Annotated in this window: 18 protein-coding genes; 6 read left to right on the forward strand and 12 right to left on the reverse strand. The window is 71.3% G+C overall.

Annotated elements, in window-relative coordinates:
• Nucleotides 1-128: 128 nt before the first annotated feature.
• From ACIBK9_RS18475 to ACIBK9_RS18495, 5 genes are all read right to left on the reverse strand, one after another.
• Nucleotides 129-668, reverse strand: coding sequence for a hypothetical protein (locus tag ACIBK9_RS18475; RefSeq protein ID WP_397159507.1), 540 nt, complete (start codon nt 666-668; stop codon nt 129-131).
• Nucleotides 655-1,527, reverse strand: a complete 873-nt coding sequence (locus tag ACIBK9_RS18480) for a phosphotransferase (protein WP_397159509.1) — start codon at nt 1,525-1,527, stop codon at nt 655-657. Before ACIBK9_RS18480 ends, ACIBK9_RS18475 begins: the two co-directional genes overlap by 14 nt.
• Before the next feature lie 755 nt (nt 1,528-2,282).
• Nucleotides 2,283-3,602, reverse strand: coding sequence for a serine/threonine-protein kinase (locus ACIBK9_RS18485; protein WP_397159511.1), 1,320 nt, complete (start codon nt 3,600-3,602; stop codon nt 2,283-2,285).
• A gap of 61 nt (nt 3,603-3,663) precedes the next feature.
• Complete coding sequence (locus tag ACIBK9_RS18490; protein ID WP_397159513.1) at nt 3,664-4,155, reverse strand: SRPBCC family protein; 492 nt, start codon at nt 4,153-4,155, stop codon at nt 3,664-3,666.
• A gap of 45 nt (nt 4,156-4,200) precedes the next feature.
• Nucleotides 4,201-5,052 carry an alpha/beta fold hydrolase gene (locus ACIBK9_RS18495; protein ID WP_397159515.1) on the reverse strand — a complete coding sequence of 284 codons (852 nt, stop codon included), beginning with the start codon at nt 5,050-5,052 and terminating at the stop codon, nt 4,201-4,203.
• Between the two features lie 97 nt (nt 5,053-5,149).
• Between ACIBK9_RS18495 and ACIBK9_RS18500 the strand changes: the two genes are divergently transcribed.
• Nucleotides 5,150-5,767: a TetR family transcriptional regulator gene (locus ACIBK9_RS18500; protein ID WP_397159517.1), complete on the forward strand. Its 618-nt coding sequence runs from the start codon at nt 5,150-5,152 to the stop codon at nt 5,765-5,767.
• Nucleotides 5,768-5,809: 42 nt separating this feature from the next.
• A complete protein-coding gene (locus ACIBK9_RS18505) occupies nt 5,810-6,730 on the forward strand; it encodes a sulfite exporter TauE/SafE family protein (protein WP_397159519.1) in 921 nt (306 codons plus the stop codon).
• 26 nt (nt 6,731-6,756) lie between these two features.
• Here the strand turns inward: ACIBK9_RS18505 and ACIBK9_RS18510 are convergent, their stop codons facing one another.
• Nucleotides 6,757-7,689, reverse strand: a complete 933-nt coding sequence (locus ACIBK9_RS18510; protein ID WP_397159521.1) for a TetR/AcrR family transcriptional regulator C-terminal domain-containing protein — start codon at nt 7,687-7,689, stop codon at nt 6,757-6,759.
• 186 nt (nt 7,690-7,875) lie between these two features.
• On the opposite strand from ACIBK9_RS18510, the gene ACIBK9_RS18515 reads away from it, so the two are divergent.
• On the forward strand, nt 7,876-8,679 hold the full coding sequence (locus ACIBK9_RS18515) for an alpha/beta fold hydrolase (RefSeq protein WP_397159523.1): 804 nt from the start codon (nt 7,876-7,878) through the stop codon (nt 8,677-8,679).
• Nucleotides 8,680-8,743: 64 nt separating this feature from the next.
• Here ACIBK9_RS18515 and ACIBK9_RS18520 read toward each other — a convergent pair whose 3' ends face one another.
• Together ACIBK9_RS18520 and ACIBK9_RS18525 are read right to left on the reverse strand one after the other, a co-directional pair.
• Nucleotides 8,744-9,361 (reverse strand): LysE family translocator, encoded by a 618-nt coding sequence (locus ACIBK9_RS18520; RefSeq protein ID WP_397159525.1) that lies wholly within the window; start codon nt 9,359-9,361, stop codon nt 8,744-8,746.
• Nucleotides 9,358-10,107, reverse strand: coding sequence for a metallophosphoesterase (locus ACIBK9_RS18525; protein WP_397159527.1), 750 nt, complete (start codon nt 10,105-10,107; stop codon nt 9,358-9,360). Before ACIBK9_RS18525 ends, ACIBK9_RS18520 begins: the two co-directional genes overlap by 4 nt.
• A 71-nt stretch (nt 10,108-10,178) precedes the next feature.
• Here ACIBK9_RS18525 and ACIBK9_RS18530 point away from each other — a divergent pair, with 71 nt between their 5' ends.
• Nucleotides 10,179-10,817, forward strand: a complete 639-nt coding sequence (locus ACIBK9_RS18530; RefSeq protein WP_397159529.1) for a CGNR zinc finger domain-containing protein — start codon at nt 10,179-10,181, stop codon at nt 10,815-10,817.
• Nucleotides 10,818-10,853: 36 nt separating this feature from the next.
• Here ACIBK9_RS18530 and ACIBK9_RS18535 read toward each other — a convergent pair whose 3' ends face one another.
• The 3 genes from ACIBK9_RS18535 to ACIBK9_RS18545 form a co-directional block, all read right to left on the reverse strand.
• Entirely contained in the window at nt 10,854-11,984 is a 1,131-nt protein-coding gene (locus ACIBK9_RS18535) for a tRNA-dihydrouridine synthase (protein ID WP_397159531.1), read from the reverse strand.
• 81 nt (nt 11,985-12,065) lie between these two features.
• On the reverse strand, nt 12,066-12,686 hold the full coding sequence (locus ACIBK9_RS18540; protein WP_397159533.1) for a DsbA family protein: 621 nt from the start codon (nt 12,684-12,686) through the stop codon (nt 12,066-12,068).
• On the reverse strand, nt 12,683-13,072 hold the full coding sequence (locus ACIBK9_RS18545; RefSeq protein WP_397159535.1) for a RidA family protein: 390 nt from the start codon (nt 13,070-13,072) through the stop codon (nt 12,683-12,685). The genes ACIBK9_RS18540 and ACIBK9_RS18545 overlap by 4 nt, the downstream gene beginning before the upstream one ends.
• 221 nt (nt 13,073-13,293) lie before the next feature.
• Between ACIBK9_RS18545 and ACIBK9_RS18550 the strand changes: the two genes are divergently transcribed.
• On the forward strand, nt 13,294-14,391 hold the full coding sequence (locus ACIBK9_RS18550) for an epoxide hydrolase family protein (protein ID WP_397159537.1): 1,098 nt from the start codon (nt 13,294-13,296) through the stop codon (nt 14,389-14,391).
• Between the two features lie 50 nt (nt 14,392-14,441).
• Here ACIBK9_RS18550 and ACIBK9_RS18555 read toward each other — a convergent pair whose 3' ends face one another.
• Nucleotides 14,442-15,425, reverse strand: a complete 984-nt coding sequence (locus tag ACIBK9_RS18555) for a helix-turn-helix domain-containing protein (protein ID WP_387675798.1) — start codon at nt 15,423-15,425, stop codon at nt 14,442-14,444.
• Between the two features lie 286 nt (nt 15,426-15,711).
• Between ACIBK9_RS18555 and ACIBK9_RS18560 the strand changes: the two genes are divergently transcribed.
• Nucleotides 15,712-17,034, forward strand: coding sequence for an alkaline phosphatase family protein (locus ACIBK9_RS18560; protein ID WP_397159540.1), 1,323 nt, complete (start codon nt 15,712-15,714; stop codon nt 17,032-17,034).
• Nucleotides 17,035-17,098: the final 64 nt, after the last annotated feature.

Genomic DNA, 17,098 nt, shown 5'->3' on the forward strand with positions numbered 1-17,098 from the left:
GCCACCTGCCAGGCCGCCGGGTGGCCGGCCTCGACCAACCTCGCGGACTGATACCGCGCCGATCAGGCGACGGGTAACGGCGGGCGCTCCGTCGTAGGCGTTCTGCTCATGAAAGGGGTCCGCGCAGATCAGCTCATGCGAGCTTGGCGTGCTCCCTGGGACCGGCCACGACACCATGTCCTTGCCGTACGCAGAGGCCAGGAGGCAGGGGCGCCGCCGACGGCTGCCGGTACGGACGTGGCCGACGCAGTGCCCTGGAGCAGTACGCGCGGGTCGGGCTTGCCGTCCATCTCGAACGGCCAGGCCCATGTCACCTCCGCCGGCAGCCCGCGCCGAGCGGCCACGATCGTCGCCTGGGCACCCGGGTCGGCGTGCTCCGTCCAGGCAGCCATGGTGACCAGGGCTTGCACGCCACGCCACGCCCACTGGTCGAAGCCGGTCACGTCCTTGAGCACGTCATCGCCGGAGCGGCCGCACTCGGCGGTGCCACGGCGGGCCGTCGCGACCGCGCGGATCGCGGCCTTGGGAGAGGTGATCCAGAACCGTACCTCCAGCGGCTCGTCCAGTTCCGGGAGCAGCAGCTTGCCGCTGTAGGCGGGCACGCCCTCCGGCGGCATCCGTGAGAAACGGGCCGCGGGACGGCGGAGCCGCCGCTCAGTGGCCGCCACCGGCGGCGTGCTCGCGGCGGTCGAGGTCGGCCCGCAGCTGGGCGAGCCATTCCCGGCCCCTTCTACGCCCGTCGGGGAGCTGGTCGTCGCGGTCCCAACGCCAGGAGACCGCGAGGGCGAGGCTGAGGATCCGGCAGTCGGCGAGCAGCCCGGAGTCGGCGCCTGGGTAGTGCGCGGCGACGTCCTCCGGAGCATGGGCGAGGTCGAACTCGACGGGTCCGCGGCAGGCGGTCTCCAGGTCGATGAAGAGCGGTCCGTCCGCGGTGGCGAGCAGGTTGCCGGGGTGCGGTTCGCCGTGCAGGAGCTGTTGCCGCGGGCCGCGGTCCAGGATCGCGCGGCTGATTCCGTGGAGGGTGTCGGTCAGCAGGGCGCGTTCCGCGGCGCCGAGGTCCGGGCTGACGGCGGGGTCCTCGACCACCCTGAGGGCGTCGGCGACGCGGTCGGTGAAGTGCGGGGCGGTGAAATGCGGGGCGGCGAGGTCGATGCGGCGCAGGCCGGCGTGCAGCCGGGCCAGGGCGTCGGCGTAGGCGGCGGGCGGGTGGTCCTCGGGTGCGGCGGTGGGCTCGTAGTAGGTCCAGAGGGTGACGGCGAAGCCGTCGCGGAGATGGACGCGCGGCTCGGCCCTCGGATCGAGCCCCGCCACCGGGCTGCCGGTCCCGGCGAGGCGCCGGACGAGCTCGACCTCGAAGTCGGGGCGGTGCGCGAGGGGCGCGACCCGGGCGAGGATGCCGCTGGGCCGCAGCCGGACGGCGATCCGGTTCGAGTTGTGCAGCACATCGGCGTCGTCGGTGCCCAGGCCGTACTCGGCGGCCGTGTCGACGGCCGCGGCCACCGCCCGCGGGATCTCGGTGTCCTTCACGTGTTCGGTGCCTCTTCCTGCTGAAGTCGATGTGTGCGGGGCAAACCCGTGGCCTGGCCGAGCGTCCTTTACGTCGTGACCAGCCCGGCGCGGCCGGGCATGGCGGCCCCGAGGCCATGGTCGTCCCGGGCCGTCAGGGGCCGGTCAAGGAGAGCGCTCACGTCCGGATCACCCCGAAGCAGCGCCGTGCTGGAGCCGTCGCCGCTGAGCCGGTGGCCGGCCGCGGTGAGGGTGGGCGTGAGCGCGTCGGCCTGCTCGGGAGGGCGCGGCAGCGGGAAGGGGCCGAAGTGGCGGGCGTCGTCGGTGGGGACGCGGTTGCAAGGTACGTCCGGTGGGCGGCCGGCGTCGCGTCGGCACCTGCGTGCGGTCGACTGCTGATGGAGAAGTGCGAGGGCGGGCCGGTCACGTTGGTATGCAACACCACCCGGCCGGTTCGGCGCATTCGGTTTGTTGCCGGTGCTGGTGTCGAGCCGGTGGGGACCGCCACACGGGCATCGGCGGCTCGGGAACGGGCGGTGCGAAGCGCCGAGCCGCCACCGTCAGCGCGCCATCCTGAGCCGCGCTCACCAGGCCGACGAAGCCCTCGGCTCCACGGGCGCTTGGTCAGGTTGGTCGACGCGCTGCGAGACCGGCCGTCCGGGGGGAAGTGGATGACGCTGGGGCGTGCCAGGCCCTCGACAGCACTGGCTCAAAAAGTCAGCTCAATGCGCGACGCGCCGTAGATTCCGCGAACTTCATCGCGGGATGGCCGCGCCTCAGCACATCGACGGGATGCAGGTGAACGGGTTCTCCATCGGGGACGGCGGCTGCGGCTGGGCGGGCGCCTGGGTGGGCTGCTGCGACGGCTCGCGCGTGGGCTCCGGCGGCTTCTCCGTGTTCCGGGCGGGCGTCGGGTGGGGCGCCGAGCCGTCGTCCATGGGGCTGCTCACCGCGTCGCCCGTCCTGGCCGGCCGGGGCGCGGGGGCCGAGGTCCTGGGCCGGGCCCGCGGCGTGGCCGGCGGGGACGACGTCCGCCGCGCCGTGCTCCTGACCTGCTGCGGCGAGGCGGTGACCGCGGCCGGGGCCGGGGCGGTGGTGATGCCGGACGGCGGGGGAGCGGCCGAGCCGATCGTGGCCGGGGGCGGCGGGGGCGGGCCGTCCGCGACGATCAGCACGCCGCCCGCGACGAGCAGCGCCGCCGTCGCGGCGGCCGCCGCGGGCAGCGCACGCCGCCGCGCCCGACCGGCCTGACGCCCCGGCGGCAGGGGAGACCCGGCGACCGGTGCCGGTGCGAACTCGCGCGAGGTCAGCCCGGTGACCAGGTCGTCGGCGCTCGGCCGCGCGGCCGGGTCCTTCGACAGGCCGGCGGTGACGAGCCGGAGCAGGACGCCGTCCAGCCCGGAGACGGCCGGCTGCTCGTTCAGGATGCGATTGATCACGGCGGGGGTGGAGTCGGCGCCGAACGCGGGCCGCCCGGAGGCGGCGAACACCATGGTCACGGCCCAGGCGAAGACGTCGGCCGCGGCCGTCACCTGCCCGCCGCCGATCTGCTCGGGCGCCAGATAGGACGGCGTGCCCATCAGCGGGCCCGTCGAGGTGTTGCCCGGCGCGTCCAGGGCCCGGGCGATGCCGAAGTCGATCACGACCGGGCCCTCGGGTCCCATGAGGATGTTGGCCGGCTTGAAGTCGCGGTGGAGCACCCCGGCCCGGTGGATGGCGGCCAGCGCGGCGGCGGTGCTGATCGCCAGTCGCTCCAGCGCGGCCCCCTGCCGTGGTCCCTCGGTGGCGACCAGGTCGCGCAGCGAGGGGCCCGGCACGTACTCGCTGACGATGTAGGGCCGCCGGCCCGCCAGGTCGGCGTGCAGCACGGGCGCGGTGGAGAACCTGGCCACCCGCCGGGCGATCTCCACCTCGCGCAGGAACCCGGCGCGCGCGCCGGGATCGGTCAGCAGGCCGTTGTGCAGCAGCTTGACGGCCACCTGGCGGCCGGAGGGGTCGCGTCCCAGATAGACGACGCCCTGGCCGCCCTCGCCGAGCCGGGCGACGAGCTCGTACGGCCCCAGCCTGCGCGGATCGTCCTCCACCAGCTGGTCCATCTGGCTCCCTGGAACATATGAACGGACAGAACAAAAAGGTGTTGCGATGACGCCTGTTCTTTCAGGCTGACAGTCCGCTTGGGTCGGCGTCGGCGATGAGGCCGAGAACGATGTCGTGCTCCAGCAGCGCCTTGAGGGCACTGATCAGGAACGTGAAGCCGCCGGTGGAGTCGGTTACGTGGTGGACGAGCTCGTCGCCGGTGCCGGTGAACCCGGTTTCGGTGACTTGGACGTAGGTGGTGTCGTCGGCCATGGGGATGAAACGGAACTCGACTGTGGTGGGGGCGTCGGGCGCGTAGTTGCCCCAGGTGAAGCGGATGCGACTGTATTCGTCCACCTCTTCGACCGAGGCTTGAGTCGACGCCCCGTACATCTCCCATTCCCAGGTCAACTCGGCGCCGGGGGTCATCGTCCCGCTGCTCTTGGTGTACCAGATCTTGCTCGTGATGGCGGGGTCCACGATGGCCTGGAACACCTCGTGGACGGGGCGGCGGATGAGCATGCCGACCTTCGTCGAGGGGGTCGTGGTGAGCTCGATCGTTCGTGCGGACATGCGGTGGTTCTCCTTTTCGCGGTCCGGCGGTCCGGCGGTACGCGGTCAACGTGTCAGGAAGGCGTGTAACGCGATGATCAGGCCGGCCGGATTGTCCTCCTGGACGTTGTGCCCGGCGTCCGGCACGACCACGAGCTCGCCGTTCGGGACGTGCGCGACCAGGCGTTCGGCGGCTGCCTGGGGGAGCACCCTGCTGCGTCCGCCGCGCACGAGCAGTACCGGCGTCCTGCTCAGCTGGGCGGGCAGCCGATCGATGGCCGCCAGGATGGCGGGGAAGTCCGGAGGCCGCGGATCGCCCTTCGGCACCCAGCCACCGCCGGGTGCCCGGCGGAACAGCGTGCTCATGCGGTAGGCGACACTGGGCCGGTGGGCGCGTGGATTGACCCGCATCGCGGCCTCCACCACCGTCTCCAGATCCCGCACCGGACCGAGCCCGCTGATGAACGTCCGCACCCGCCAGGTGCTGTCGAAGTCCACGCCGGGTGCGACATCGATGAGCGCCAGCCGCTCCACCCGCCCGGGATGCTCATCGGCGACGTGGGCCGCGATGACGCCGCCCAGCGACATGCCGACCAGGTGGACCCGGTAGAAGCCGAGATGGTCGGCCGCGGCGACGACGTCGGCAGCAAGGGTGCCGACGCGGTAGTCGCCGGACCAGCCGCTCTCGCCGTGACCTCGCAGATCCAGCGCGATCAGCCGGGCAGCGCCGCGCAGGCCGAGGCAGACGAAGTCCCACGTGTGCGCGGTCAACGCGCCACCGTGCAACAGCAGCACGGGAGATCCCGTTCCGCCCCAGTCGAACCCATGCAACCGGCAGCCCGCGCGGGAGATGTGGATCTCGCGGGGCGGAGCCGGATCGTCGATCGTGACACCCAGTGCCGCCGCCAGCTCGGTCATCGCCGGAATCGTGAAGTGTCCCCGCACGCGCCACCCCCTTACCTTGAGCAATCAAGGTAAGGGAGGCTGCCTTGGCCAGTCAAGGTAAGGTGGGCGCATGGCCACCCGAGTACGACGTCAGCCCGAGGATGCCAAGCGGCTGATCCTCGAGGCGGCGAGCAGGTTGCTCGCCGCGGGTGGCCCCGCCGCCGTGCAGGTGCGCGCCGTCGCCGCGGAGGTCGGTGTGTCCGACGCCGCGGTCAACCACCACTTCGGCACGCGTGACCGACTGCTGGAGTCGCTGTTGCGGTTCGGCGGGGCCAAACTGAAGGCCGAACTGCGCACCGTGCTCGACACGTGGGCTGACGCCCCGATCGATCCCGCCGAGCTGGTGCGCACGCTGGCCGCGCTGTACGCCGGTGGTTACGCCGAACTGGCGCTCGCGCTGCACCGTTCCGGCTGGCGGGACGCCGGTAGCGGAATGCTGGATGAGGTGGTGGACCGGCTGCACGTCCAGGCGCGGCAGCAGTGCGCGGCCATCGGGCGGACGCCGCCGTCCCGCGAGGCGATCCAGCTGACCGTGTGTGCGCTGCACCAAGCCGTCGCGACGGAGCCGCTGTTCGGCGACGAGTTCCGCCGGAGCGTCGGACTGGACGACACCGCCCGGGACCGTCTGCTCGACTGGTGGACCGAGACCCTGCGCACGACTGTCGCCGGAGAGTACGGTGCGAGGTGAGTGTCTAGGGTTCCGCCGCCCGGCCCGTTTCATGCAGGTCTGGTGGGCCTGGTCCGAGCGACACCGCCGGCGGCTTCGGTGGCCACCGGTCAACTGAAGGGGCAAAAGCCTGGAGGTCGTGGTTCCCGCGAGCGCGGGAGCCGGAGAGGCCTTCCGGTGTGCCCGACCGTTGTCCTGTTCGTCCAGCATCTGCCCGGTGGGATCGCGCGACTGAGCGCGTCGGCTCTTGAGTCGTCCACCGGCCTCATCCCCGCGCTGATGACCGCGTCACTGCTGGCCTTCGCTCTGGCCTGGCTGTCGTCGGTGGGCGGCGTGGGTGGCGGCGTGTTGATGCTGATCGCGCTCACCGCCCTGTTCGGTCTTCAGGTGGCCCTGCCCACCCTCACGTTGACTCAACTGGCCAGTAACGGCGGCCGCGTCTGGTTCAACCGGCGCGCGGTCCAGTGGCGGCTCATCAAGTGGTACGCCCTGGGCGCCGTCCCCTTCGCCCTGGCCGGAGGTCTCCTGCTGCCCTACGTGCCGGTCGAACCGCTCAAGCGCGTTCTCGGCGCGTTTCTCGTCGTCACCGTCTTCTGGCGGCGCTTCCAGCCGGTCCGCGCGGTGCCGGCCGACAAGACGTTCGCCGCCATCGGCGCCGGTTGTGGACTCGTCTCAGCCCTGTTCGGGGCGGCAGGACCGCTCGCGGCCCCGTTCTTCCTGGTCAAGGGCCTCATCGGCGGCGCGTACATCGGCACCGAAGCCTCCGCCTCCCTGGTCATCCACCTGACCAAGATCGTCGCTTATGGCGCGGGCAGCCTGCTGTCCGTCCATGTGCTCCTCCTCGGTCTGGCTCTCACCCCGGCCGTCGTCGCCGGCGCGTGGCTGGGGAGAAGAACCGTCGCCCGGATGAACGCCCAGGCCCTCGTGCTGGTCATCGAGGCCGGAATCGTCGTCGCGGCGATCTTGTTGATCGCCGGGATCTGAGCCGCGGCGCATCCTGGTCGACGTCGTCAGGGCGGCGGCCCGCCGATCAGCGTCGCGATGCCCTCCAGGAGGCGGTGGAGCCCGAACTCGAACAGGGTGTCCAGGTCGAGTGAACGGAATGGGACGAGTGCGAGATTCGGGAACGCCGTTTCGCCTGAAGGCCCCATCAGCGCCGGTGTGCCGCGGGTGTCCATCCACTGCTCGTCGGTGATCCCCGAGTGGGCCACGGCCGCGGCCTCGGACTCCAGGTTCGCGGCCACCCCCCGGACGTAGGCGGCCACGCAGACATGGATGTGCAGGCTCGTGGCCGGGTCCAGGCCGAGCCCGTCCAGGGCGCGCATCATCCACTCGCTGTGGACCATCGCGCGGGGAGCGGGCAGCGGGCGGGTGAAGGAAATGGCCTGAGCCAGCCACGGGTGACGCTGGTACATGGCCCACTGCTGCCTGGCTGCCGTCTCCAGGCGGTGGCGCCATCCGGGCGGCACGGGCTCCGGAAGCGGGAACTGGCCGAAGGCGGCGTCGGTCATGAGCAGGATCAGCTGCTCTCTGCTGGAGACGTGGCGGTAGAGGGCCATGGTGGTGACGTCCAGATCGGCGGCGAGGCGGCGCATGGACAGTGCGGCCAGCCCCTCGGCGTCCGCGATGGCCAACCCCGCGCGGACGATCCGGCCCCGGTCCAAGGACGCCGTCGGACGTCTGCGATCGTGCGGCGTCATCGAGCGGCCCCCCGGCGTGTCGACGACCGTGCCGACTCCGGGAACCGGCCGCGCCAGGCCGGCCTGCCGCAGGGCGGTCAGCGCCTTCGTGGCGGTGGCCATGGCGACGCCGAATTCCCGGACGATCTGCCGCGTGGACGGCAGCAGCTCACCGGGGCGGAGCTCGCCGCTGTCAACGCGTCGGCGCAGTTCGGCGGTGATGCGCAGGAAGGGCGGATCAGCGGGGGGCTCGGCAGGGCTCATCACAGAACTCCCTTCATGGGGCCGCACTAGTGCACCGACGCTCGAATCGGCCGTTGCCCCAGCCGCGTCATCCCATTTGAAACAGCCGCACTAGGGCACGCTTGGCCGTAGGCGCCTCCGCAGTCTACGGTGCACACATCCAGCCGGAACCGCCTGGTCGGAGACCGAAACGATCGGAGCACCGAGATGCCGAGCGCGATCCCCACCCCGGTACGCGCAGCACTGGATCTGGACGGACGCCACCTGTCCTACCTCGACTTCGGCGGCCCTGGCCGGCCCCTGCTGGCACTGCACGGACATCTCGGCCAGGGCGCGATGTGGAGCGGCCTGGCGGCCGAGCTGGGACCGCACTGGCGGGTCATCGCGCCCGACCAGCGAGGGCACGGCGAGTCGGACCGAGCCACGGACTATTCCCGCGAGGGGTACGTCGCAGACCTCGCGGCCTTGCTGGAGCACCTGGACGCAGGCCCGGTCGTGGCTCTGGGGCACTCGCTGGGCGGCCTGAACGCCTACCAGCTCGCCGCCGCTCACCCGGCCCTCGTCCGCGCCCTGGTCGTCGAGGAGATCGGCGCCGTCGTCTCAGGCCCGAGCCGTCTGGACTTCCTGCTGTCCAGTCCGTACGAGGCCGCCACCCGTGAGGAGCTGGTCGCCGGGCTCGGCGCGGCGGGTCCGATGTTCGCGGGCAGTCTGCGGCAACTGCCGGACGGCGGCTGGCGCCTGCCGTTCCACCCCCACGACACGGTCGAGTCGGAACGCGCCAACTGGGGCGACCACTGGGCCGACTGGCTGGCGACCGACGTCCCCGCGCTGCTTCTGGTGGGTGAGAACAGCCCGATCACCCGCGGCCAGGCGCACGAGATGGCCGAGCGGCGGCCGCACACCCGGCTGGTGACACTCCACGGTGACCACTTCGTGCACCTCCAGGACCCGGCGGGTTTCACCGGCGCGCTCCAGGACTTCCTGCGAACGCTCGACGCCACCTCCGCGTGACGAACGGCTGACGTTCCGCCGCCGGACCACGTACGTGCCGGCGGACCGCCGACCGTGACAGCGCCTACGTCGTGGCGGCCCGGACACCGAGGACGACGAGCACCACCGCCGTCACCCTGGCGACCGCGCGCTTGAAGCGGGCCCTGTGCAGGAGGTGCGCCCCTCGGCGGACCAGGACCGTCCAGGTCAGCAGCCACACCGCCATCAGCAGGGCGTGGGCGGTGGCCAGGGTGAGGATCTGCCCGTTGAGGGGACGGCCGGGCACGACGAACTGGGGGACCAGGGTCAGGTAGATGGAGGCCGCCTTGGGGTTGAGCACGTTCGCCAGCAGCGCCTGGGTGTAGACGGAGCCGGTACGTCCCGGCCGATCCGTGAGCTCGGGAGGCGGGGGCAGGGTGGAGGAACGCCAGGTCCACAGGCCGAGGCCGATGAGGTAGGCCGCCCCGAGGAGCTTGACGACGGTGAAGGCCTGGCTGGAGTGCATGACCAGGGCCGACAGCCCGGCGATGGCCAGGGTCGCGTGGGCGTACAGGCCGCTGACCGTGCCGAGGATGATCGGGAGGGCCTGCCGGTGACCACCGGCCGTGACGTGCTGGACGAGCAGGGTCAGGCTGGCGCCCGGAGTGGCGATGACGGGCAGGATCGCCAGGAGGAACGCGGTGACCGCGTACGTGTGGGTCATGCCTGGAGCACGACGCGGAAGTGGGTGGTGAGGCGGTGGTCGTCGTCCAGGACGTGGAAGGCGAGCCCGGGCGGTTGATCGCGGTCGGCGGGCCGGTCGCCCTCCCACGGCAGGCGCAGGGTCCAGGTGACGGCCGGCGCGACGATCAGGGGACGACCGGCGAACGTGGAAGCGGCCGCGGTGTGAGCGTGGCCGGTGAGCACGGCGACGACCTGCGGATGCGCGTCGAGCAGCGCGGCCAGGTCGCCGGGCGCCTCCAGCCGCCCGGAGTCGGGCAACGGGTGGTGGAGGACGACGGGCGGCTGATGGAAGGCGATCAGCGCGGGCGTGTCCGGCGCGAGCCCGTCGAGGGTGGCGTGCATCCAGGCGAGGGTTTCGGCGTCGAGCCGGCCCTCGTCGCGCCCGGGAATGGTGGAGTCGCACATCAGGATGGCGGTGCCGCCGACGTGGTGCACCTGGTTGACGGGGCCGGGCGCGGGTGGCCGTCGCAGCAGCGCCTTGCGGTAGGCCGGGCGGACGTCGTGGTTGCCGGGGCAGGTGAGCACCGGGAAGGGGGCGGCCAGGAGCTGGGCGGCCTGCTCGTACTCGGCCTCCGCGCCGTGATCGGCGATGTCACCGGTGACCAGCAGGGCGTCGACCGGGCGGGGCAGCGCCCTGAGGTGGTCCATGACCTGGGTGGCGCGCCGGGTCGCCCGGTCGGTGCCGTCCAGGTGCAGGTCGCTGATCTGGGCCAGGAGCAACGTCATCGTGCGATCCCCAAGCTGTCTAATGGTTAAATGGGATTTAGCGTTAGGGACCATAGAGTACGGAAGAGGACGTGAGCAACCGGGAGGTTGGAGTGGAGCGCTGGCCGGCACTGGAACTGGCGAGCACGATCCGCCACGACGGCGACGGCGGTGTCGCCGACGACCTGGCGACGGCGCAGAGCGCGACCCGCTGGATCCATCAGCAGGCCGAGCTGCTGGCCGGCCGCGCCGACGTAGCGGAGCTCACGGTGGGGGAGGAGCTCAGGAGCGAGATCGTCGGGCTCCGCCGGGCCGTGCGGGCGCTGTTCGCGCATGCGGTCAGCCCGGCGCCTCCGAGCCGGGCCGACGCCCACCGGCTGATGCCGGTCGAGCAGGCGCTGGCGCACCTCAACGCCGCTGCCGCCCGTGAGGCGATCGTCCCGCAACTCGACTGGCCAGCGAGCGGAACACCCCGTACGGAAGTGTTGTCGACCGAGCGCGATGCGGGCGTCCAGTTGATCGCGGCGCTGGCGCGAGCCGCCATCGAGTTCCTGAGCGGTCCGCAGCGTGAGCAGTTGCGGGCCTGCAACGCGCCGCGCTGCGTACGCTACTTCGTCAAGAGCCATGGGCGGCAGGAGTGGTGCAAGCCGTCATGCGGCAACCGCGCCCGGGCCGCGCGCCACTACCAGCGCCACAACGCCACGACCGCCCAAGAGGTGGCCGGGCCCTGACCACTGCGGGATGAACCGGGCGGCGCAGCGGCGATCCTAGGCGGGATGACGCACGCGGCGCACGCCCTGGAGCCGCTGTCGCGCGTTGCTCAGCGTCGCCATGGGTTCCAGGATGCGACGGTCGTACGTCTCCAGCGGCAGGCTCCGCGACACGCGACGGGGGAGATCGGGGTTGGCCAGCGCGCCCCGGCCGATGGACAGCAGGTCGGCATGGCCGCCGGACAGAACCTGGGCCGCCTGCGAGAGATCGTGCATGCCGCCGTTGGCGATGACCGGAAGACCGCTCACCTGGCGAGCCAGACTCGTGATCGTGACGCCGCCGTCCAGCCGGGCGGTCTCGATCCAGTCGCGTCCCTCGCTGGCGATGTGCAGGTACGTGGCACCCGCCGCCGCCAGCGCGGCGAAGATGATCCGCGCGTCGGCCGCGCCGCCAGGCCAGCGGTGGCCGAAGTCGTTGACCTTGCCCTGCGACAGCCGCACGCCGACGCAGAAGTCGGCGCCGAGCTCGGCCCGGATCGCGGCCACCACCTCGGCCGTCAGCCGGATCCGGTTCGCGACCGGGTCGCCGTAGGAGTCGGCGCGGCGGTTGGTGTAGTCGGTGAGGAACTGGTCCAGCAGGTAGCCGTTGGCTCCATGAAGTTCGACCCCGTCGAAGCCGGCCTCCCGAGCCCGGACGGCCGAGGCCACGAAGCCGCCGATCGCCGCCTCGATGTCGGCGCCGGTCATCTCCCGGGGCGTGGGCCAGGTTCCGGACCCGCCGTACTCGGGCAACATCTCCGCACGCGGCCGCACGGCGGACGGCCCGACCGTGTCGGCGCGATACGGGTTCCCCTGCGACAGCGCGCCGGCGTGCATGAGCTGGAGCACGATACGGCTCCCGGCGGCCCGCACCTTGCCGGTGATCTCACGCCAGGCCGACACGTGGGTGGCGGAGACGATGCCCGGCTGATTGAGGTAACCCTGACTGTTGACGGTGTCGGTATAGGTGCCTTCCGTGATCACCAGCCCGAATCCGCCCTCCGCGTACCGCTCGTAGTATTCGGCCATCTCGTGGGTCGGCGTGCCGTCGGGGGCGGCGGACACCCGGGTCATCGGCGCGACGGCAAACCGGTTGGGCAGGGCGAGACCGCCGACCCGGACGGGCCGCAGCGTGTGGTGGTTCGTCATGGATGTACTCCCTTGATGCGTCGAAGGTCTGTTGCGGAACGCGCACGGCGGCGCGGAGGCGTGCGCGTTCCGCCCCCTCCCTCAGCAGCCCTCCACGCCGCATGAGGTCTGCACGGGCTCGGCGAGCTTGTCGAGGACCTCGCGGAGCGCGCCGGCCCGGGGGACGCCCTCGATCCGGTGGGCGCCGTCGATGATGATCGTCGGGACCGAGCGGATCCGCAGTTCGTGCGCCTGCCGGAGCGCGGCCCGGTGCGTCTCGCCGTAGCGGCCGTCGAGGAGGGCGGCGCGGAACTCCGCCGCGTCGAGGCCCAGCCCGGCGGCCAGGTCCGTGAGCACGTCCAGGTCGCCGATGTCGAGGCCGTCCTCGAAGAACGCCCGCAGCAGCCGGTCGTTGTAGGACTCGGCGTCGCCGTGCTCCCTGGCGTACTGGTAGCCCTCGAAGGCCAGCCGTGTGTACGGCTGGGGCGAGACGTCCGGCAGGTGGATGTCGACGCCCATCCGCTCCGCCATCGGGTAGATCGTCCGCTTCCAGATGTCCTGGAGGTAGGCGCCCTCGGGTTCCAGCGTCGGAACGGGTTCGGGGCGCAGCTCGAACGGCATCCACTCGACCTCGACGTCACGTCCGGCGACGGCCTCCTGGATCGGCCCCTTGGCCAGCAGGCAGAACGGGCAGACGTAGTCGGACCAGATCTGGATCCTCATGAACGCGCCACTGCGGTCGCGTCGACCTCGATCTGCCAGTCGGCCTGGGCCAGCCGGGAGACCTGGATCAGGGTGTCGGCGGGGTAGGGCTCCGCGAAGAACTCCCTGCGCAGCCTGATGATGGTGTCCAGGTTGGGCTCCAGGTCGGTGACGAGAATGGTCACCTTGACCGCGTCGGCGAGGCTGGATCCCGCTTCCTTCAGCACCCGGTCGAGGTTGGCGAACGCCTGCCGGGCCTGGGCCTCGAAGTCGTCGCTGACGGTGACGCCGTTCTCGTCGAAGCCGGCCTGGCCGGAGGCGAACACCAACCCGTTCACCTTGATCGCCTGCGAGATCGCATAGGGCTCGTACCAGTCGGGGGTGGTGCTCACGCGCTCACGCTTCATGACATCTCCTTGTATGTGCATACTTTGTACGTGCAAGTAGATGTTGCATGTACATGTATATTCTTGTCAAGTCCTGAGGGGCGAAGCCTCACCGGGACGCGCACATATACGGAGGTCAAGCCGGTTGCCGCGGGTGAGCTGATGGCTCGGGTCGTGAAGCGCTGACAGAATCAGGTCGCTCGACAGACGTAGCTCACCGACCACCTGACGATTGCCGGAGCATGCGACCCTTTCACATCGACGTACCGGAGCACGTGCTCGCTGACCTGCGAGTACGCCTGTCGCGTACCCGGTTCACCCCAGCCTCGGACCGCACGCGATGGACCGCGGGCGCCGACCCCACGGACCTGCGTGCCCTGGTGGAGCACTGGGCGGACGGCTTCGACTGGCGCAGGGTCGAAGCCGGGCTGAACAAGTACTCGCACCACCTGGCCGACATCGACGGCCGGCGGGTGCATTTCGTCCACGTCAGGTCTCCGCGACGCGGCGCGTTGCCGCTGGTGCTCACCCATGGGTGGCCGAGCTGCTTCGTGGAGATGCTGGCACTGGCCGACCGGCTGGCCGCCGACTTCGACGTGGTCATCCCCTCACTGCCGGGTTTCGGGTACTCCGAAACACCCCACGGGCCTTTCACCGGTCGTCGGGTCGCCGAGACCTGGCAGCACCTGATGACCACCACCCTCGGTTACCAGCGCTACGGCGCGTTCGGCGGGGACATCGGCGGCAGCGTCACCCAATGGCTCGGCGCCCTGTTCCCGGCCGGCGTGGTCGGGATCCACTTGACCTCCGGCAGCCTCACCGCCGGCATCGACTCCTCGGCCGTGAACCCGGACGAGCGGATCTACCTGGAGGCCGAACAGGCCTACGACGCCCAGGACGGCGGCTACAGCGCGATCATGGCAACCCGCCCGGACACCATCGCCGCGGCGCTGACGGACTCACCGGCAGGGCTGTTGGCCTGGATCGCCGACAAGTACCGCGACTGGAGCGACTGCGGGGGCGACCTCACGGCCCGGTGGGAGGCCGACGACTTGCTCACCGTGGCCACCCTCTACTGGGCCACCGGCAGCATCGGTTCCTCCTTCCGTCCCTACTACGACCATCCGCACACCGGGCCCCGCCCACCGATCACCGTGCCGACCGCGATCACCCTGAGCCACGAACCCCTGATGGCAGGCTTCCCCCGCAGCCTGGCCGAACGTGCCTTTCCCAACCTGCGACATTTCGCCCGCCCCGACCGCGGCGGACACTTCATGGCCCACGAGGAACCGGACTACCTGGCAGACCAGCTCCGCGCCTTCTTCCGGCCCCTGACCTGAACCGGAGATCTCTCCAGAGCCGGGCAGGAACCGTGCGTTCGACGGGCGGGTCAGATCCAGCCCTGGCGGGCCGCGTACAGGGCGAGCTGGAAGCGGGTGACGGTGCCGGCGCGCTGGTTGAGCTGCTCCAGGTTGCGGGACAGGGTGCGACGGCTGATGCCCAGCAGCTGCGCGATGGTGTCGTCGGTGATCCCGGTCCCGAGCAGTTCCAGGATCCGTACGTGCATCGGCCGTAACGCGGCCGGGACCCGGTCGCTCAGATGCATCGGGAACGCCGAGCGCCACGAGGTCTCGAAGAGCCCGGCCAGCGCCGACAGCAGGCTGGAGGGACGCACCACCAGCAGCGAGTCGTTGACCTCCGCCTCGACGAACGACATCGAGACGATCGCCACCCGCCGGTCGAAGACGGTGAGCTTGACCGGGACGGTCGGCAGCACCCGTGCATGCTCGCCCGCCGCGATGCAGGGCCGGATGTTGACGGCGTAGTAGAGGCCGTTCTCCACCGCGGACTTGGAGTAGACGACCCGGTACTCCACGCCGCGCTCCAGGTTGTGCACCTCGGTGGGATTGGCCCCCACGCGGACGTGGTACGGCGGCGAGTCGAAGCGCAGCACCTGCGACTCCACCGTGCCCTCGATGTGCTGGATCCGCTCGACGATGCGCGGCCCGGTCACCACCTCGACGAGATCGTCGGTGGCCTGGGGGCGCACCGAACGCCGGTAGTGACGGTAGGCGTTGACCGCCGCGGTGCGCGCCTGCAGAAGTTCCGCCGACCTGGCGTGGGACAGGTGGTCCAGCGCGATGGTGGGCTCCACGGCCGTGGCCTCCGGCCGTCCGGGGCCGCCGGCGGCGGCCAGGCCCAGGTCGACCAGGCGGCCGAGGGAGCGCTCGGCCTCGCCGGGCTGCCAGCCCAGATGCTCGGCCAGGTCCGCGGCGGTGGTCCGGCCGGTGTGCAGCATGGCCAGGTAGACCTCGGCCTCCTGCGCTGCCATCCCGAGGCGGCGCAGGTGCGCGAGCAGGTCGTCGTCGCTCATGAGGATCCCTTCACGTCCGGTTTGACGTGGCCGGGCAAATCCTGTCATGCAGGGGTTCGATCACGCAGGACCCACTTCCGCGCCGGCGGTGGCCGGTCCGCCGAGGGACCGCCGTGCCCATTCCGGCCACTGGCGACGGGTCGCCACCACCCGGCGGCGGACGGGAGTACACCGGACTCGACACGCCCCCCGTTCCCCTCCCAGAGGTGTCATGCGCCCTCGTCCGGACCATCCCGTCCTCCCGCCGACGCCACCCACGGCGACCCCCCTGCAAGGAGGTCCAACGATGCACTCCCGCATCGCCGTCCCAGCCCGCGTGCCCGCTCTGGCGCTCCTGGCCGCGCTCGCGCTCGCCGCACCACCCCCGGCGGACGCCGCCGTGCCCGCCGCCGTGCCCACTGCCGCAACCACTGCCGCAACCACTGCCGCGGCCGTCCCGCAGTTCGACCACGTGGTCATCGTCATGTTCGAGAACAAGAACTACTCGACCATCAAGGGCGGCTCCTCGGCCTCCTACCTCAACTCCCTGGCCTCGCAGGGAACGCTGTTCACCAGCTCCTTCGGCGTCACCCACCCCAGCCAGCCGAACTACATCGCGCTGTTCTCCGGCTCCCAGCAGGGCGTCACCAACGACGACTGCCCCAAGACGCTGAGCGGCGGCAACCTCGGCCAGCAGCTCCTGAGCGCCGGGCGCACGTTCAGGGCCTACTCCGAGGGCCTGCCCAGCGCCGGGTACACCGGCTGCAGCAGCGGCAGGTACCGGCGCAAGCACGCCCCCTGGGCGGACTTCCCCACGGTGAGCGGCTCCGCGTACCACGTGGCGTACTCCGCCTTCCCCAGCGACTACAGCATGCTGCCGACGGTCTCGTTCGTCATCCCCGACATGTGCAACGACATGCACGACTGCTCGGTCGGCACCGGCGACTCCTGGACCAAGAGCAGGCTCGACGGGTACGTCCAGTGGGCCAAGACGCACAACAGCCTGCTCATCGCCACCTTCGACGAGGACAACTTCACCTCCGTCAACCAGATCTACACCGTCTTCGCCGGAGCCCACGTCAAGGCCGGTTACCAGTCCACCACCCAGATCAACCACTACAACGTGCTGCGCACCATCGAGGACATGTACGGCCTGCCCGCGCTCGGCAACGCGGCCGGCAAGTCTCCCGTCACCGACGCCTGGACGACCTCCGCCCCCGGGACCACGGTCTTCTCCGACGACTTCGAGTCCGACCAGGGCTGGCAGGTCAACACGTCCGGGACCGACACGGCGACCGCGGGGACGTTCGAGCGCGGCGTGCCGCAGCAGACCACCTCCACGTACAGCAATCAGATCAAGCAGCTGACCGCGGCCTCCGGCACCCACGCTCTGACCACGGGCGCGGCGGCCGGCGCCGACGACCACCTGCGGATCGGCGTCGCGGGCGGTCCCACCCTGATCGAACGGACCGGCGCCGCCGGCGAGACGGCGGGGGCCTGGCAGAGCGCCACCGCCGACCTGTCCGCCTACGCCGGCGCCACGGTACGGCTGTCGATCGAGGCCGCCGACACCGGCACCGCCAGCCTCTTCGAAGCCCAGATCGACGACCTGTCCATCACCCAGGGCTGACCTGAGCAGGCCCCCGCCGCCCGCCCGGCGGGGGCCTTTCCCCACCGCCACCGAGGAGGCGAAC

The sequence above is a fragment of the Nonomuraea sp. NPDC050227 genome (assembly GCF_044459705.1).
Lineage (GTDB): Bacteria > Actinomycetota > Actinomycetes > Streptosporangiales > Streptosporangiaceae > Nonomuraea.

Bases quoted from the DNA above. Each gene is read 5' to 3' on its own strand.
- ACIBK9_RS18555 (WP_387675798.1), bottom strand. From the start codon at position 15,425: ATGAGCGACGACGACCTGCTCGCGCACCTGCGCCGCCTCGGGATGGCA.
- ACIBK9_RS18485 (WP_397159511.1), bottom strand. From the start codon at position 3,602: ATGGACCAGCTGGTGGAGGACGATCCGCGCAGGCTGGGGCCGTACGAG.
- ACIBK9_RS18550 (WP_397159537.1), top strand. From the start codon at position 13,294: ATGCGACCCTTTCACATCGACGTACCGGAGCACGTGCTCGCTGACCTG.
- ACIBK9_RS18560 (WP_397159540.1), top strand. From the start codon at position 15,712: ATGCACTCCCGCATCGCCGTCCCAGCCCGCGTGCCCGCTCTGGCGCTC.
- ACIBK9_RS18495 (WP_397159515.1), bottom strand. From the start codon at position 5,052: ATGACCGAGCTGGCGGCGGCACTGGGTGTCACGATCGACGATCCGGCT.
- ACIBK9_RS18515 (WP_397159523.1), top strand. From the start codon at position 7,876: ATGCCGAGCGCGATCCCCACCCCGGTACGCGCAGCACTGGATCTGGAC.
- ACIBK9_RS18540 (WP_397159533.1), bottom strand. From the start codon at position 12,686: ATGAGGATCCAGATCTGGTCCGACTACGTCTGCCCGTTCTGCCTGCTG.
- ACIBK9_RS18535 (WP_397159531.1), bottom strand. From the start codon at position 11,984: ATGACGAACCACCACACGCTGCGGCCCGTCCGGGTCGGCGGTCTCGCC.
- ACIBK9_RS18500 (WP_397159517.1), top strand. From the start codon at position 5,150: ATGGCCACCCGAGTACGACGTCAGCCCGAGGATGCCAAGCGGCTGATC.
- ACIBK9_RS18510 (WP_397159521.1), bottom strand. From the start codon at position 7,689: ATGAGCCCTGCCGAGCCCCCCGCTGATCCGCCCTTCCTGCGCATCACC.
- ACIBK9_RS18525 (WP_397159527.1), bottom strand. From the start codon at position 10,107: ATGACGTTGCTCCTGGCCCAGATCAGCGACCTGCACCTGGACGGCACC.
- ACIBK9_RS18545 (WP_397159535.1), bottom strand. From the start codon at position 13,072: ATGAAGCGTGAGCGCGTGAGCACCACCCCCGACTGGTACGAGCCCTAT.
- ACIBK9_RS18520 (WP_397159525.1), bottom strand. From the start codon at position 9,361: ATGACCCACACGTACGCGGTCACCGCGTTCCTCCTGGCGATCCTGCCC.
- ACIBK9_RS18490 (WP_397159513.1), bottom strand. From the start codon at position 4,155: ATGTCCGCACGAACGATCGAGCTCACCACGACCCCCTCGACGAAGGTC.